This is a genomic window from Mesorhizobium sp. M0292 (assembly GCF_040321695.1).
Taxonomy (GTDB): domain Bacteria; phylum Pseudomonadota; class Alphaproteobacteria; order Rhizobiales; family Rhizobiaceae; genus Mesorhizobium.
The window spans coordinates 97,430-110,859 of record NZ_JAMYSB010000015.1 but is presented as its reverse complement, the minus strand read 5'-3'; the positions used below and the strand labels follow the sequence as shown (position 1 = coordinate 110,859).

Annotated in this window: 13 protein-coding genes; 7 read left to right on the top strand and 6 right to left on the bottom strand. The window is 61.3% G+C overall.

The window, feature by feature from the left end; all coding sequences use genetic code 11:
- Nucleotides 1–160: 160 nt before the first annotated feature.
- On the bottom strand, nt 161–1,993 hold the full coding sequence (locus tag NKI96_RS22150) for an ATP-binding protein (RefSeq protein WP_352806157.1): 1,833 nt from the start codon (nt 1,991–1,993) through the stop codon (nt 161–163).
- Between the two features lie 151 nt (nt 1,994–2,144).
- Between NKI96_RS22150 and NKI96_RS22145 the strand changes: the two genes are divergently transcribed.
- The 3 genes from NKI96_RS22145 to NKI96_RS22135 are packed head-to-tail and all read left to right on the top strand — an operon-like array spanning nt 2,145 to nt 3,561.
- Nucleotides 2,145–2,711 carry a helix-turn-helix domain-containing protein gene (locus tag NKI96_RS22145; RefSeq protein ID WP_352536195.1) on the top strand — a complete coding sequence of 189 codons (567 nt, stop codon included), beginning with the start codon at nt 2,145–2,147 and terminating at the stop codon, nt 2,709–2,711.
- Between the two features lie 4 nt (nt 2,712–2,715).
- Nucleotides 2,716–3,024: a hypothetical protein gene (locus tag NKI96_RS22140; protein WP_023682084.1), complete on the top strand. Its 309-nt coding sequence runs from the start codon at nt 2,716–2,718 to the stop codon at nt 3,022–3,024.
- 15 nt (nt 3,025–3,039) lie between these two features.
- Nucleotides 3,040–3,561, top strand: a complete 522-nt coding sequence (locus NKI96_RS22135; RefSeq protein ID WP_023690909.1) for a GNAT family N-acetyltransferase — start codon at nt 3,040–3,042, stop codon at nt 3,559–3,561.
- On the opposite strand, the gene NKI96_RS22130 is transcribed toward NKI96_RS22135, so the two are convergent.
- Both NKI96_RS22130 and NKI96_RS22125 read right to left on the bottom strand, forming a co-directional pair.
- The gene (locus NKI96_RS22130; RefSeq protein ID WP_023668342.1) at nt 3,558–5,360 is read right to left on the bottom strand and encodes an NAD(P)/FAD-dependent oxidoreductase; all 1,803 of its coding nucleotides are present in this window, start codon (nt 5,358–5,360) and stop codon (nt 3,558–3,560) included. The genes NKI96_RS22135 and NKI96_RS22130 overlap by 4 nt on opposite strands.
- A gap of 138 nt (nt 5,361–5,498) precedes the next feature.
- Nucleotides 5,499–6,389 carry a LysR family transcriptional regulator gene (locus NKI96_RS22125; RefSeq protein ID WP_023682083.1) on the bottom strand — a complete coding sequence of 297 codons (891 nt, stop codon included), beginning with the start codon at nt 6,387–6,389 and terminating at the stop codon, nt 5,499–5,501.
- 121 nt (nt 6,390–6,510) lie between these two features.
- On the opposite strand from NKI96_RS22125, the gene tmpA reads away from it, so the two are divergent.
- From tmpA to NKI96_RS22110, 3 genes are all read left to right on the top strand, one after another.
- The gene (gene tmpA / locus NKI96_RS22120; RefSeq protein ID WP_023682082.1) at nt 6,511–7,662 is read left to right on the top strand and encodes a 2-trimethylaminoethylphosphonate dioxygenase; all 1,152 of its coding nucleotides are present in this window, start codon (nt 6,511–6,513) and stop codon (nt 7,660–7,662) included.
- Complete coding sequence (gene tmpB, locus NKI96_RS22115) at nt 7,659–8,243, top strand: (R)-1-hydroxy-2-trimethylaminoethylphosphonate oxygenase (RefSeq protein ID WP_023707734.1); 585 nt, start codon at nt 7,659–7,661, stop codon at nt 8,241–8,243. Before tmpA ends, tmpB begins: the two co-directional genes overlap by 4 nt.
- A gap of 394 nt (nt 8,244–8,637) precedes the next feature.
- Entirely contained in the window at nt 8,638–9,066 is a 429-nt protein-coding gene (locus NKI96_RS22110; protein ID WP_023731683.1) for a hypothetical protein, read from the top strand.
- A 49-nt stretch (nt 9,067–9,115) separates the two neighbouring features.
- Here NKI96_RS22110 and NKI96_RS22105 read toward each other — a convergent pair whose 3' ends face one another.
- The 3 genes from NKI96_RS22105 to NKI96_RS22095 all read right to left on the bottom strand — a co-directional run bounded on the left by NKI96_RS22105 (nt 9,116) and on the right by NKI96_RS22095 (nt 11,617).
- Entirely contained in the window at nt 9,116–9,763 is a 648-nt protein-coding gene (locus tag NKI96_RS22105) for a LuxR C-terminal-related transcriptional regulator (RefSeq protein ID WP_023668347.1), read from the bottom strand.
- On the bottom strand, nt 9,760–11,151 hold the full coding sequence (locus NKI96_RS22100) for a sensor histidine kinase (protein ID WP_023668348.1): 1,392 nt from the start codon (nt 11,149–11,151) through the stop codon (nt 9,760–9,762). The genes NKI96_RS22105 and NKI96_RS22100 overlap by 4 nt, the downstream gene beginning before the upstream one ends.
- Nucleotides 11,152–11,314: 163 nt before the next feature.
- Nucleotides 11,315–11,617 (bottom strand): DUF1236 domain-containing protein, encoded by a 303-nt coding sequence (locus NKI96_RS22095; protein WP_023731684.1) that lies wholly within the window; start codon nt 11,615–11,617, stop codon nt 11,315–11,317.
- Between the two features lie 608 nt (nt 11,618–12,225).
- On the opposite strand from NKI96_RS22095, the gene NKI96_RS22090 reads away from it, so the two are divergent.
- Entirely contained in the window at nt 12,226–13,164 is a 939-nt protein-coding gene (locus NKI96_RS22090) for a DUF1236 domain-containing protein (RefSeq protein ID WP_352806153.1), read from the top strand.
- The last annotated feature ends 266 nt before the right edge of the window (nt 13,165–13,430 follow it).

Below are 13,430 nucleotides of genomic sequence, written 5' to 3'. Positions count from 1 at the left end.
TCCGGTGGCTCACGGACTCAATGTCCGCTCCGCTCCGGTTCTCGAAGTCGACACCGACCGACTCAGCCTGACGAATTTCTGGCGTGATTTACCCAAGCTGGCTGACGAAGCTGATCTCGGAAGTTGACGCGGCTTGCCGGTGGCCAGAAGGGTGTGCAGGCTAATCGTTCTGCGGGCGCATGCCGAAGGTTGTGGGCTTGAGGCCGTAGCGCAGGTCGAAATCGTCGTCCGGCTGGACGCGCTGGGCGGTCGCCGGCTTGCGGTAATCGGGATCGCCGGCCTGGCGGCCGGAATCCACTGCTTCGGCGAAGGCCATCTGCTGCTGCGGTTTCGGGACGTTGCGCAGCCGCTCGACGATGGCGGCGAGATCGACGTCGTTGCCGTCCTGCGAGAACTCGTCCTGCTCTCGCTTGGCGGTGCCGGGGATCAGGTTCTCCGCCAGTTTTTCGAACTTCAGCCGCATGGTCGTCGCCACGCCTTCACCGAAGGCGATGGCTTCGCGCTGGCCCATGGAGGACAGGAAGGCCAGCGTCGAGGCGGAGGAATCGGCGATCGCCGAGCGGATGATTGCCTGGTCCTGCTCGTTGGCCAGCCGCATGGCGAAAAAGGTCGAGCATTGCGACAGGATGGTCGGATCGAGTTCACCCGGGCGCTGGGTGACGACGCCGAGATAGCAGCCATATTTGCGGCCTTCCTTGGCGATGCGCGACAGTGCATGCCTTGTCGGGGCGAAGCCTAGGCGCGGATCGGCCGGCATATAGCGGTGTGCTTCCTCGCACAGCAGCAACAGCTTCAGCCGGCCCTCGCTCCACAGCGCAAGGTCGAAGGCGAGCCGAGCCAGCACCGAACAGACGGAGTTGACCACTTCGGACGGCATGCCGGCCATCTCGAAGCAGGTCACCGGGCGGCCATGATGCGGCACACGGAAAATATTGCCGATCGTCTCGTGGATCGTGTCCTCGATCAGCCGCGAATTGAACATGAAGCGATAGCGCGGGTCGGACGCGGCGGACTCGATGCGCGTCTTCAGCGATTTCAGCGTCGGGCGGTCGTTCTTGCTTTCCAAGAGGCCCATGCGCTCGTCGATCTGCTTGATGAGATCGACCATGCGGTAGGGCACCGGCGTGTCGGCGGTCAGCGCATCGCTGCCGCGGCGCACGTAAGAGCCTGAATTGGGATTGCGATAGAGGTTCTTGGCGGCGGGGATCAGGTCGCGCAGGACATCGACTTCTTCCGGCACGATCTCTCGGCCGCGAAACAGCACTTCGGCGAATTCTTCGAGCCTGAACATCCAGAACGGCAGATCAAGCGTCTTGGAATCGACCCGGACGCAGAACTCAGGCAGGGATGCCGCGAATTCATTGTGCGGATCGAGAATGAGGATTCGCAGATCGGGCCGGGCGGCGATCGATTTGCGCAGCAGCAGCGAGATGGCGGTGGATTTGCCGACGCCGGTTGTGCCGACAACCGCAAAATGGCGCGCCAGCGTGTCGTCGATGGCGATGTTGGCGTCGATCGACTCATCCTGCGACAGCGTACCGATGGTGATCGAATGACGCCCGGCGAGATCGTAGACCGCCTGCAGATCACGGGTACGGATGCGGTGCGCTATGGCGCCGATATGAGGATAGGTGGTGATGCCGCGGTCGAACACCGGTTTGGCCCCCGGTTCGGCGCCGTCGCGCACTTCGCCGATCAGCTCGACGCTGACCTCGATGGGATTTTGTCCCTCATTGCTCCAGGCGCGATCCGACTTGCCGATTTCGTAGACCAGACCAACGGTGCGCGATGTCCCGAGATTGATGGAGATCATCTTGCCGACGGTCCACAGGCCGGTGACCGCGCCTTCGATGTCGTCGGCATAGGCGCTGATGGTGGCGCGCGCACCGTCGCACTGCACGACGTTGCCGAGAATGCGCTTGTCGCTCTGCTCTGCGCGGCGGCGCTCCTGCGAGGTCGGTTCGCCGACGGAGGCTTCGCGCTCGACAAACATACGATCCGATCCCATTCCCGTGGAGCCTCGATCCTACACAGACGGGGTTAAGGTGGCGTGATGCGGGATGGTGTAGCAGGGGTTAACCCGTCAGCGAAAATTCAACCGGCCGTCCTCTTCCCCCAATCCGAAGATTCGATATATTGGACGAATGACTGATATAGCGAATGACATGTCGGCCACGATAGGCAGACGAATCCACGCCGAAAGAGCCTTGCGGGACTGGTCGTTGGCCGACCTGGCGAACCGCTCCGGCGTCTCCAAAGCCATGCTCAGCACCATCGAGCGCGGCATGACCAGCCCGACGGCCGCGCTGCTGGTGCGCATCGCCGCTGCTTTCGGCATGACGCTGTCGACGCTGATTGCACGCGCCGAGCAGCAAGGTGGCGGCCTGCTGCGCGAGAGTGAGCAACCGGTCTGGAGCGACCCCGGTACGGGCTATGTCCGGCGGCATCTGTCGCCGGTCTCCGACATGCCGCTCGAATTGATCCGGGTGCAGTTGCCGGCGGGCGCCAGTGTGAGTTTCCCGGCGGCGTCCTATGCCTTCATCAAGCAGCAGATGTGGCTGATCTCCGGGCGACTTGAGTTCACCGAGGGCGATGTCGTGCACAGGCTCGAGCCCGGCGACTGCCTGGCGCTCGGCGCGCCGTCGGACTGCACGTTCCATGCCGTCGGGCAGCTGCCCGCCGACTATCTGGTCGCGCTGGTCAGGGGCTGAAATCGTGGCAAGACGTCCCAAGCGCTCCGACAATGGCGGACCGCCGCTCGATGATTACAAGGGCCCGCCATGGGGCAAGGGCGATCCCTACATCTTCCTGGCCTGGCAGGCAGCGCATGCCAAGGCGTGGAAGGCGCCAAGCCGTGACGTGATGCTGATGCGCATGGAAAAGGCCGAGCGGCTTGGCCTGACCTATGAGGAATACACGCTCGAAATCCTCGAACGCGGGCTGCATCTGCAGCCGAAAGACACCGATCGCATCGCCGCGATCAAGGCGAGACGAAAGCGGCGCCGCGTCGCGCGTCTGGATTAGCAAGGGAAAGTGCAGGTGAGTCCCATCGAAATCAGGTCGCTGACTGCGGGAACACGCGACATGCTGGCCGACCTCCTGATCGAGACGGTCGCGGCCGGCGGCTCCGTCAGCTTCATGCATCCCTTATCCAGGCAAGCGGCGGAAACTTTCTGGAGCAACTCGTTGATGGCAGCAGAGAGAGGCGAAAGAGCGGTGCTGGGCGCTTGGTATGGCGACGCGTTGGTCGGCACCGTCACCTTGCTGCTCGACTTTCCGGTCAATCAGCCGCACCGGGCCGAGATCGCCAAGCTCATGACCCGCGTCGAACACCGCGGCAAGGGCATAGCGAGCCGGCTGATGCGGGCGGCCGAAACGCTCGCCGTCGAGAAAGGCCGCACGCTTCTGGTGCTGGACACCGCAACCGAGGAGGGCGCTTCCGGCCTTTACGAAAAACTCGGCTTCACGCTCACTGGCGAAATACCGGACTTTGCCCTGAAACCGCATGGCGGGCTGACCGGCACGCTCATCTACTGGAAGCGCATCGGCGGCGCTGCCTAAGCCTTGTGGTGAACCTCTTGCAGCGCGTAGACCGGCGTCGCGATGCCTTCCATGCGCGCCTTCAGCTGCAGCGCCAGGAACTGGGAGTAATGGCGCGACTGGTGCAAATTGCCGCCATGGAACCACAGCGCCTCCTGCTGCGTCGGCTTCCACATGTTGCGCAGCTCGCCTTCCCAGGGGCCTGGGTCCTTCGTGGTGTTGGAGCCGAGGCCCCAGCATTTGCCGACCTTGTCTGCGACCTCCCGTGAGATCAAATCGGCCGCCCAGCCATTCATCGAACCGTAGCCGGTGGCGTAGACGATGAGATCGGCCGGCAGTTCCGATCCATCGCTGAGCAGGACCGAATGCTCCTTGATCTCCTTCACGTCGACACCGCTTTTCAGCTTGATCGACCCGTCGATGATCAGGTCGGAGGCGCCGACATCGATGTAATAGCCCGAGCCGCGTCGCAGATATTTCATGAACAGGCCGGAGCCGTCGTCGCCCCAGTCGAGCATGAAGCCGGCCTTCTCCAGGCCTTTGTAGAAGTTGGCGTCGCGCTTCTTCATCTCGGCATAGGCCGGAATCTGGAATTCGTGCAGGATCTTGTAGGGCAGGGAGGCGAAGACGAGGTCGGCCTTGGCTGTGGTCATGCCGCTCGCAACCGCCTTTTCCGAATAGAGCGAGCCCAGGCCGATCTCCATCAGCGTGTCCGACTTGACGATGTGCGTGGTCGAGCGCTGCACCATGGTGACGTCGGCGCCGGCCTCCCAAAGGGCTGCTGCAATGTCGTGGGCGGAGTTGTTCGAGCCGATGACGACAGCTTGTCTGCCGACATAGGCATCGGGTCCCGGATGCTTCGAGGAGTGATGCTGGTCGCCCTTGAATGTGTCCATGCCCTTGAAGTTCGGCATGTTGGCCTTGCCGGATTGCCCCGTGGCCAGCACCAATTGTTTCGGCTTCAGCGTGATGTCCTTGCCGTCGCGGCGCACCACCACCGTCCATTCCTTCTTGCTGTCGTCATAGACAGCGCTCATGGCCTCGGTCGACGACCAGTAGTTCAGCTCCATTACCTTGGCGTACATTTCCAGCCAGTCGCCGATCTTGTCCTTGGGCGCGAAGACCGGCCAGTTCCTGGGAAAGTCGATATAGGGCAGATGGTCGTACCAGACCGGATCGTGCAGGCAGAGCGATTTGTAGCGCTTGCGCCAGCTGTCGCCGGCCCGTTCGTTCTTCTCGACGATGATGGTCGGCACGCCGAGCTGCCGCAGCCGCGCGCCGAGCGCGATGCCGCCCTGGCCGCCGCCAATGATGAGCGTATAGGGCTGCGTCTTGAAGCCGAGCTCGGCGGCCTCCTTCTCGCGCTCCTCCTTCCAGGTCGGGCGGTTCTTGCCATGGCCGTGCTTGGCGCCGAGCGGGCGGTCGAAACCGGCCGGCTCCTCATGGCCCTTCAGCTCGACCATGGTGGTGAGCAACGTCCAGATCTTGCCGTCCTTCAGCCGGATGTGGCCGAAGCCGCGCGCCACAGACGTTTCGAAACTGATCCAGCCGTCGAGCAGGCCATCGTTTTCCGTGGCGTCCTCGCCCCTGGCGATCGCCCAGTTCGATGGGTTGGTTTTGGCCAGCTGGCTCACCAGCATGTCGCGCACCTGGTCACGGCCTTCCATGGTCTTGATGTTCCAGGTGAAGCTGACGAGATCGCGCCAAAAACAATCCTCCTGAAAGCAGGCGACCGCCTTGTCGATGTCACCGGCGGCGAGTGCCGCGCCGAAGCGATCGAGCAGGTCGGAAAGCTTCTTGTTGGGGGCCTTGTCGAGCATTGAATTTCCTCCGCGATTTTTCTTGGCCGCCTGTAGCGAGCGGAACCCTGCCGAAGCTTGACGTCCGGCCTGGCGCAGTATCGCGACAAATTATGCGCCGCGTCACGTCGTCCAATAGTTTGCCGCGTATTCAGGGGCTTATCGGGAAATCGGGACGCCGAAGACCGTTGCGAACCAGCGGCGGACCGCTTCTTCGGCCGGGCTCAGATGCGCGCCCGAAGGTGCGGTCAGATAGTGGCCGGCACCGCTCGACAGCGTAAAGCCGGACAGGGTAACGAGAGATCCTTCGCGCAGTGCCGCGTCGGCCAACGGTCGCGATCCCAGCACCATGCCGGCGCCGTGCTTCGCCGCCTCCAACGCGGTAACGAAACTGTCGAATTTGTGCGTGGGCCCGAGCGCCGGCTTCATCCGGGCGACGGCGAACCACTCGCCCCACATTTCCCGCGCGCCGACCACTGTAAGTCTCGGCAATCCTGTCCAATCCTTGGCCTTGGCGACATTTGGCGACGCCATCGGCGTTAAGGTTTCGCGGGTGAGGCGGTCGGCCTGCCGTCCGGCAAAGGAGCCGGAGCCAATGCCGAATCGGATGTCGAGACCCACAAAGCGCTCGCCGTAATCGGCCGGTGTGTGGATGGTCTCGATCTGCAGCTGGACGAAGGGCAGGTCCTTGGCCATTTGCGGCAGCTTCGGCGCGATCATCAGCACGGCAAACGAGATCGGCGAGCGTATCGTCACGCTCTGGACGGTCTTGGGTTCGAACAACTCGCGCGTGCTGTTGGCGATCACGGCAAAGGCCGATTGCAGATGCGGCAGGTAGGCGGCACCCTCCGGCGTCAATTCGACGCCGCGCGCCAGGCGGATGAACAGCGGCTGCTTCAACCGCTCTTCGAGAGAACGGATGTGCTGGCTGACCGCAGCCTGGGTCAGGCCAAGCTCGGCCGCGGCGGCGGTGAAATTCGACAGCCGCGCGGCGGCCTCGAAACTCCGCAGCCAGTCGAGCGGCGGCAAGGGCAGGGTTGTTTGAGGCATAAACCGTTTATGGCCTTTGGCCGCAAAATGATAATTTGAGTTATGCCTTCGACATCATCACGATGCAACCGGAAACCCTGCGGAGTTGGCTGCGGGGCGCAGCGGACAGGAACGGATCTCCATGCTTACCCAGGCGCTGATCGGCGACGAAGGAAGAACGATCGACCTCGGTTGGAAGGACGGCGCGCGCACTCGCTTTCACGCCATGTGGTTGCGCGACAATGCGCTCGACGACAAGACGCGCAGCGCCGGCAACGGCCAGCGGCTGATCACCATTCTCGACATTCCGGCGCAAACGCGGATCGGCGCAGCCGCGATCAAGGGCGATGCGCTTGAAGTCAGTTTCGAACCGGAGGGAAAGACGGTGCGCTTTCCTGCGGCATGGCTGAGCGCCAATGCCTATGACCGCGATGCCGCCCGACAGCCCGGCTGGACAGGCGAGGGCACCGTGCGATGGACCAGGGCCTCTATGCAGAATTCGGTGCCGCGCGCCGGCTATGTCGCGGCCAGCCGCGACCGCGCCGTCTTGCGGCAATGGCTGTCGGCGGTGAAGACCTACGGCTTCGCGGTGATGGACGATCTGCCGGCCGAATCCGGGGCGCTGTGCAAAGTGTCCGATCTGTTCGGCTATATCAGGGAGACCAATTACGGCCGCTGGTTCGAGGTGCGCGCCGAGGTCAATCCAACCAATCTGGCCTACACCAATCTTGGCCTGCAGGCGCATACCGACAACCCCTATCGTGATCCGGTGCCGACCTTGCAGATCCTGTCGTGTATCGAAAACACGGTCGAGGGCGGCGAATCCAGCGTCGTCGATGGTTTTGCCGTGGCGGCCGCGCTGCAGGCCGAAAACCCCGAAGGCTTCCGGCTGTTGAGTTCATACCCGGCGCGCTTCGAATATGCCGGCTCGTCGGGCGTGCGATTGCAGGCCAAGCGGCCGATGATCGAGCTCGGGCCGGATGGCGAACTCATCGCCATCCGCTTCAACAACCGCTCGCTGGCGCCGACCGTCGATGTGCCGTTCGCGGAGATGGAGGCCTACTACGCCGCCTATCGCCGGTTTGCCGAACTGATCGAGGATCCGTCCTTCGAAGTGACCTTCAAGCTCGAGGCGGGCCAGGCCTTCATCGTCGACAACACCCGCGTCATGCATGCCCGCAAGCAGTTCTCCGGCGCCGGCAAGCGCTGGCTGCAGGGCTGCTACGCCGACAAGGATGGCCTTTTGTCGACGCTGTCGGCGATCGAACACGAATTCAAGGAAGCAGCGGAATGAGCAGCCAGGATTTGAACGCGAGCAACATCGTCGAATTCATCGCCGATATTTTCGAACGCCGAGGGGCTGAATCCTATCTCGGCGAACCCGTCACCATGTCGGAGCACATGTTGCAGGGCGCCTGGTTCGCCGAAAAGGACGGCGCGCCCGATGTGCTGGTGGCGGCAGCACTGCTGCACGATATCGGCCACTACACCAGCGAGTTCGGCACCTATTCGCCCGACGATGTCGAGGACAAGCATCATGACGAAGCCGGCGGCGAGGTGCTGGCGCCGTTCTTTCCACCGGTGATCGTCGAATGCGTCAGGCTGCATGTCGCGGCCAAGCGCTACCTCTGCGCTACCGACCCCACCTATTTCGGCAGGCTGTCGCAGGCCTCGGTCCACACGCTGTCGCTGCAAGGCGGGCCGATGAATGCCGAAGAGGTGGCCGAGTTCCGCAAGAACCCGTTCCACGAGGAAGCGGTGCGGGTTCGCATCTGGGACGAGGCCGGCAAGATCGCCAACATGAAGACCCGGGCATTTCGCGACTACATGCCGCTGCTGCAGCGGGTTGTCCGCGACTTCGCCAATCGCGCCTGATCGCAATCCGGGGAAGGAACGGCATATGCACCGTTTCGACGGCAAACATGCGCTAACCGTATGCCGCCGCAGACTTGCCGCGAGCGTCTGCGTGCGCAGGCGCTCGCGCCTCGCTGCCGATCCCTACCGGTGACGAGCCTTGTCACCGCGGATTTTATTGCGACATCCGTCGGCGCGGCCCAAGATCAGTAGGTCAGACTTCGGTGTATATTTGACTCAGACGAAGGTCTGAGAATCGAGCTGCAAGCACGAAAGGAGAGTTTCCTCAGCGTTTGTGAGCCGCAATTTTGGGCTGTTCATTCTTGAATACCGTGACACATCATGATGTGATGGTGGCATGAATGGAGAAAGGCAGCCCCTGTTTTCATCCGTGCGTCGCCGGGCGTACTTTAGCTTGCGCGTATTCGCGGCGGTTGCGGTGACGATGCCGGTGCTTGGTCTGCGGTTGAGCCATGTCGACGGTTACAAGATCGAATTCGCCGCTGCCAGCGCCAAGAGCGGAAACAATGGCAATGGTAACGGTGGTGGCAACGGTAGTGGTAACGGTAATGGCTCAGGCGGCAACGCCGGGAATGGCAACGCCAACGGAAAGGGAAAAAATGGTGCCGGCGACAACGCCGCCGGTAGCCAAGCTCCCAGTAGCCAAGTCAATGCCGCTGGCGACACGGTGACGGTACAGGGCGCCAAAATCCAGGTCGTGCATCGCGATGGATTCAGCGAAAGCATCGAGGCCGGCCGCTTCACTATGAAGGATCCGCTTGGAAGGACAATTGTCGAACGCGCCGTAAGGGCCTCCGACATTGCTCGTCTGAAAGGGCTGTAACTGTTGGTTCGCCAACCAGCATCCGACCTTCAGACAAGCCCCGATCTCCCTATACAAGACCCGTTTTGGGCGCGTGCATAAGAATGGCTGCTTCGGTGCGGTTTCGCACCTTTAGCTTTTGAAATATCCGAGTCATGTGGTGTTTTACCGTTTTCTCCTGCAGGTTGAGACGTTTGGCGACTTCTTTATTGCTCAGTCCTTCGCCTACCAAGGAGATTATCCCAAGCTCGCGTCCCGAGAGATTGGCAACGAGATCGGTTGTGCGCTTTTCCGGCCGGATCAGTTCATTCAAAAGCTGCGCTGACAGGGTCGGCGAAACATATTTTTTTCCTGCGGCTATATAAGTCAGCACCTCGGCCAGCGATGCCGCCCCAATCCCTTTCAGCACATATCCGCGTACGCCCAGCCTGAGCGCCGTTGCCAAATCGGCGTTCGCCTCCGAGACGGTGAGCATGACGATCTTGCAGTCAGGCTGAGTTGCAAGAATATTTTCCGCTGCCGCCAGACCCCCTCCCGGCAAACTGATGTCGAGCAGCAATATGTCGGGATTTGCCAAGGCCGCAAGCTGTTCGGCATCCGTCGCGGTTTCGCCCGCACCAACGACTTCGAAGCCGCCGATTTCGGCGAGGCTGCGAGCCACACCCTCGCGAAACAGCGGATGATCATCAACAATGGCAATCCTTATGGGAGCGGTCATTTCTGGTCCTCGATGTTGAGCGTTATCGTCAGCCGGGTCCCCCTGGGGCTCGAAAAGGTCTCGAAGTGACCTCCGATACTCTCGATACGTTCCCTCATACCGGCGAGTCCAAGTCCTTCACACGATCCCGACTGGAATCCAGGGCCGCGATCAAGCACTTGAATGAGGAGCTTGCCCTGCGTCACTCGCGCCTTGACAGCCTGCCCCTTGCCCAGACCGTGTCGCCAGGCATTGTTCAGCCCCTCCTGCGCGAAGCGAAAGATGCTTATTTTCTCGGACGTCCCCAGGTCGGGCAGGCGAGATGGCAGTGAAAGCGATACGGAAGAGGCCGTCCGGCGTTCATGTTCGGCAACCGCAAGCCGCAATATCTCCGCGACTGTCGAAGCTTCGATCTGTGGCAGTACGAGGCCGGTGCAGATGGCGCGGATCTCCCGCATCGCCTCGTCCAACGTATGATGGATATCGGCGATCTCGGTCTTGCGGTGGCTTGGGGATGCGGCGGGATCGAGCAGCAGAGGGCTGTCCATGCGCAGCGCAGCCAGTGCGACGAGCTGAGCTGGACCGTCATGCAAATCAGACCCAATGCGGCGCAAGTAACGCTCGTTGATTGCCGTTGCGCGGCGCGACGCCTGCTGGACGCGCTCCCGCAAAGCGGAATTCTGCTCCAAAAGCAACTGAAGTTCGGCCACTTGTGTCTCAAGCGCTGAACGCTGCGTTTCGATAGTGCTGCTGCCGCGAAGCACGATTCCCGAGAGCATCGCCAAGGCGACCGCGGTCGCGCCAGCCACGAGCAGCCAGCTCGACCATAGTGCCGAGTTTAAAGTGCCCTGAAGATCGTCGGCTATCTCGTAGAACTCGGAAACGGCCACAACATCGCCCGACCACGGCTCTCGAACCGGATTGTAGATCTCGAGCAGCGAGGCGGTGGGGCTCTTGCGTTCCTTCCTTTCATTTTCGTCCAGATCATTGAATTGCGCCACCACGTTTCCACCGAACGCATGCAGCAAGTTCGCATTTGGCTCGAAGGTCTGGCCGATAAGAGCCGCGTCTTTGGCGTACAGCACCTTGCCATCACGCCGCCAAAGCACGAAGGACGCCAGTTTTTTTCCGAGAGCACCCTGGTCCAGGGTTTCATCGAGTGCCCGTTTAACGGTGTCGCTGAGCTGCTGGCTTTTGCGCATGTCCGGCAGGATTGGCGCGATGACACTGTCGACGTAAAGCGCGGTCGTGCTTGCAGAGTTGCGGATCACTCCATCTCGTATTTGCGAGGTGACCCATAGGCCGACGACCAGCATCAGCGACAGCAGCCCAATGCTTCCGACTATGATGAACTGCCAAGCCAACGATAGCCTGTTCCAGTTTTGATAGAGACTATCAATGTAGCGCACGTCTCAACCGACCCCGCGAGCTTTGGCCGTGCCAAAATCCTAAGCCATCCTACAACTAGAACGGTCGATGGTGCGAGCAAGCGCTAGGTTGAATTGCCGGGGAAACCGCAATTTCAGGGCATGATCCCACCGCCACCCGCGGGGAACGGCGGTGGGATCAGCGTTACTGTATGATCTTGACGATCTTCCGCGTGCCGGGGTCGACCAGCACGGTTCGCCCGTCGACCACAACGTAGCGATACTTGACGCTCGGCACTTCATGCAGTTCCACCGTGTCGGGAATGGCGGTCCCCACGTTCAATTCGACACCTGGAATCTTCACCGACGCAAGGGGCTGCTTTTTCACGTATTCGCGCACAACCGTTTCCTGCTCCGGCGCGATGATGACGTCTTGAGCAGCAACTACGCCCGCGCTCGCGAGCAGCAAGAATCCGGCAATTGCGGTCGACTGGTACATGGTCGTCATGATTCTCTCCTTCATGCGAGCAACGCTCATGCTTCTTGCGCGAGCTCGATTCCGATACGGTGGTTGTTGGTGAGGTTGATGCACACCGCAAGCCGAACGGGCTTTTCGCGGCTGCGTTCCCGCGTGGGGCTTCGGTCCGGGCGTCATCGGGCCAATGGACTATAAAGAGAGGGACCAAAGTCTGGTGCCAGGCTGTAGAGGTCCTAGAGCCTCCTCAGGGCGGAACACAGGGTTCTCGGCATCGTTGAGATCAGCACTTGTGGGAGGCGTTAATGGACAACAGCGTCCATCAGGCACGATGGTTGCTCTTGCCTGTTTTCGGGGTAGCCATCCTGGTCATGACGACGGGAGTATTTCTAAGCTTGTGAGGCTGGTGTCATCGCTATGGGATCACAAGCTCAGAAAAAAGCAAAAATCTTGCGTTGCATTAATTTTTTGATGCAATTTGTAGCTGATTGTTGGCAAAACTACTGCCTACATTTATTGGTCTTCTTAGAAGCCCGATTTTATTAACAAAATGTGGAACAAAGTATTTTTGGCAGAGTTGGCTAGGCTGAGGGACCGACTCTTTAAGGAGAAAGCAGATGAAACATGTGTTGATCACAAGCATGATTGCGCTTGGCGTCGGGTGCGGCGCCGCGATCGCCCAGACCCAGGCCGTGCAGCCGAGCGGTGGCGACAACTGCGCCGCCGGCGCGGCCGATTGCCAGAAGGGCGGCAAGGCCGGAGAACAGGCGCAAGGCAAGATGAAGTCACAGACCGATCAGAATGCACAGGGCCAGGCTGGCGCCACGACCGATCAGCAGGCTCAGGGCAAAGCCAAGCTCAAGACGGATGAACAGGCACAGGGCAAGGCCGGGACCAGTACCGAGCAGAATGCTCAGGGTCAGGCCGGCGCCACGACCGATCAGCAGGCTCAGGGCAAGGCCAAGCTCAAGACCGATGAACAGGCCCAGGGCAAGGCTGGGACCAGCACCGAGCAGAATGCTCAGGGCCAGACCGGCACCAGCACCGAGAAGCAGGCCCAGGGCAAGGCCAAGCTCAAGACCGATGAACAGGCCCAAGGCAAGGCCGGGACCAGCACCGAGCAGAACGCTCAGGGCCAGACCAGCACCAGCACCGAGAAGCAGGCTCAGGGCAAAGCCGGGACCAGCACCGAGCAGAACGCTCAGGGCCAGACCGGCACCAGCACGGACCAGCAGGCCCAGGGCAAGGCCGGGACCACCACCGAGCAGAACGCTCAGGGCAACACAAACGTCCAGACCGACCAGGGCAATACGGCCTCGATCAACAACGTGACCGTCGAGCAGAAGACGCAGGTCACGCAGATCATCCACGAGACCAGGGTTGAGCCGGTGAAGAACGTCGACTTCGACATTTCGGTCGGCATCGAGGTGCCGCGGCACAAAGTGCGCCTGCACCGTCTGCCGGCGCGCATTGTCAAGATCGTCCCGGCCTACGAATCCTATGAGTACTTCGTGCTGGCCGACGGGCGCATCGTCATCGTCGACCCGGATACGTACAAGATCGTGCTGATCCTGACGTGACACGGCAGTGGCTCTTGTTCCCGGCGCGGTGCGATTGAGGGGTATCGTATGCGCCGCGGTGGCCCGCCGACCAGAGGCGGCGGGCCACTTGCTTTGTCTTTCGCATCGCGCGTTTTTCCCGTTGACACCTTGCCTTTCACCCTCGTACTGTCCGCCACGATGAAAAAGGCACTCATTCTCGTAGGAAAGCGCGTGGGCAAGGCGGTGTAACCGCCGGGCGAAAACCTCCCATGCGCAACACACAGGCTCCCATCGGGGGCCTTTTT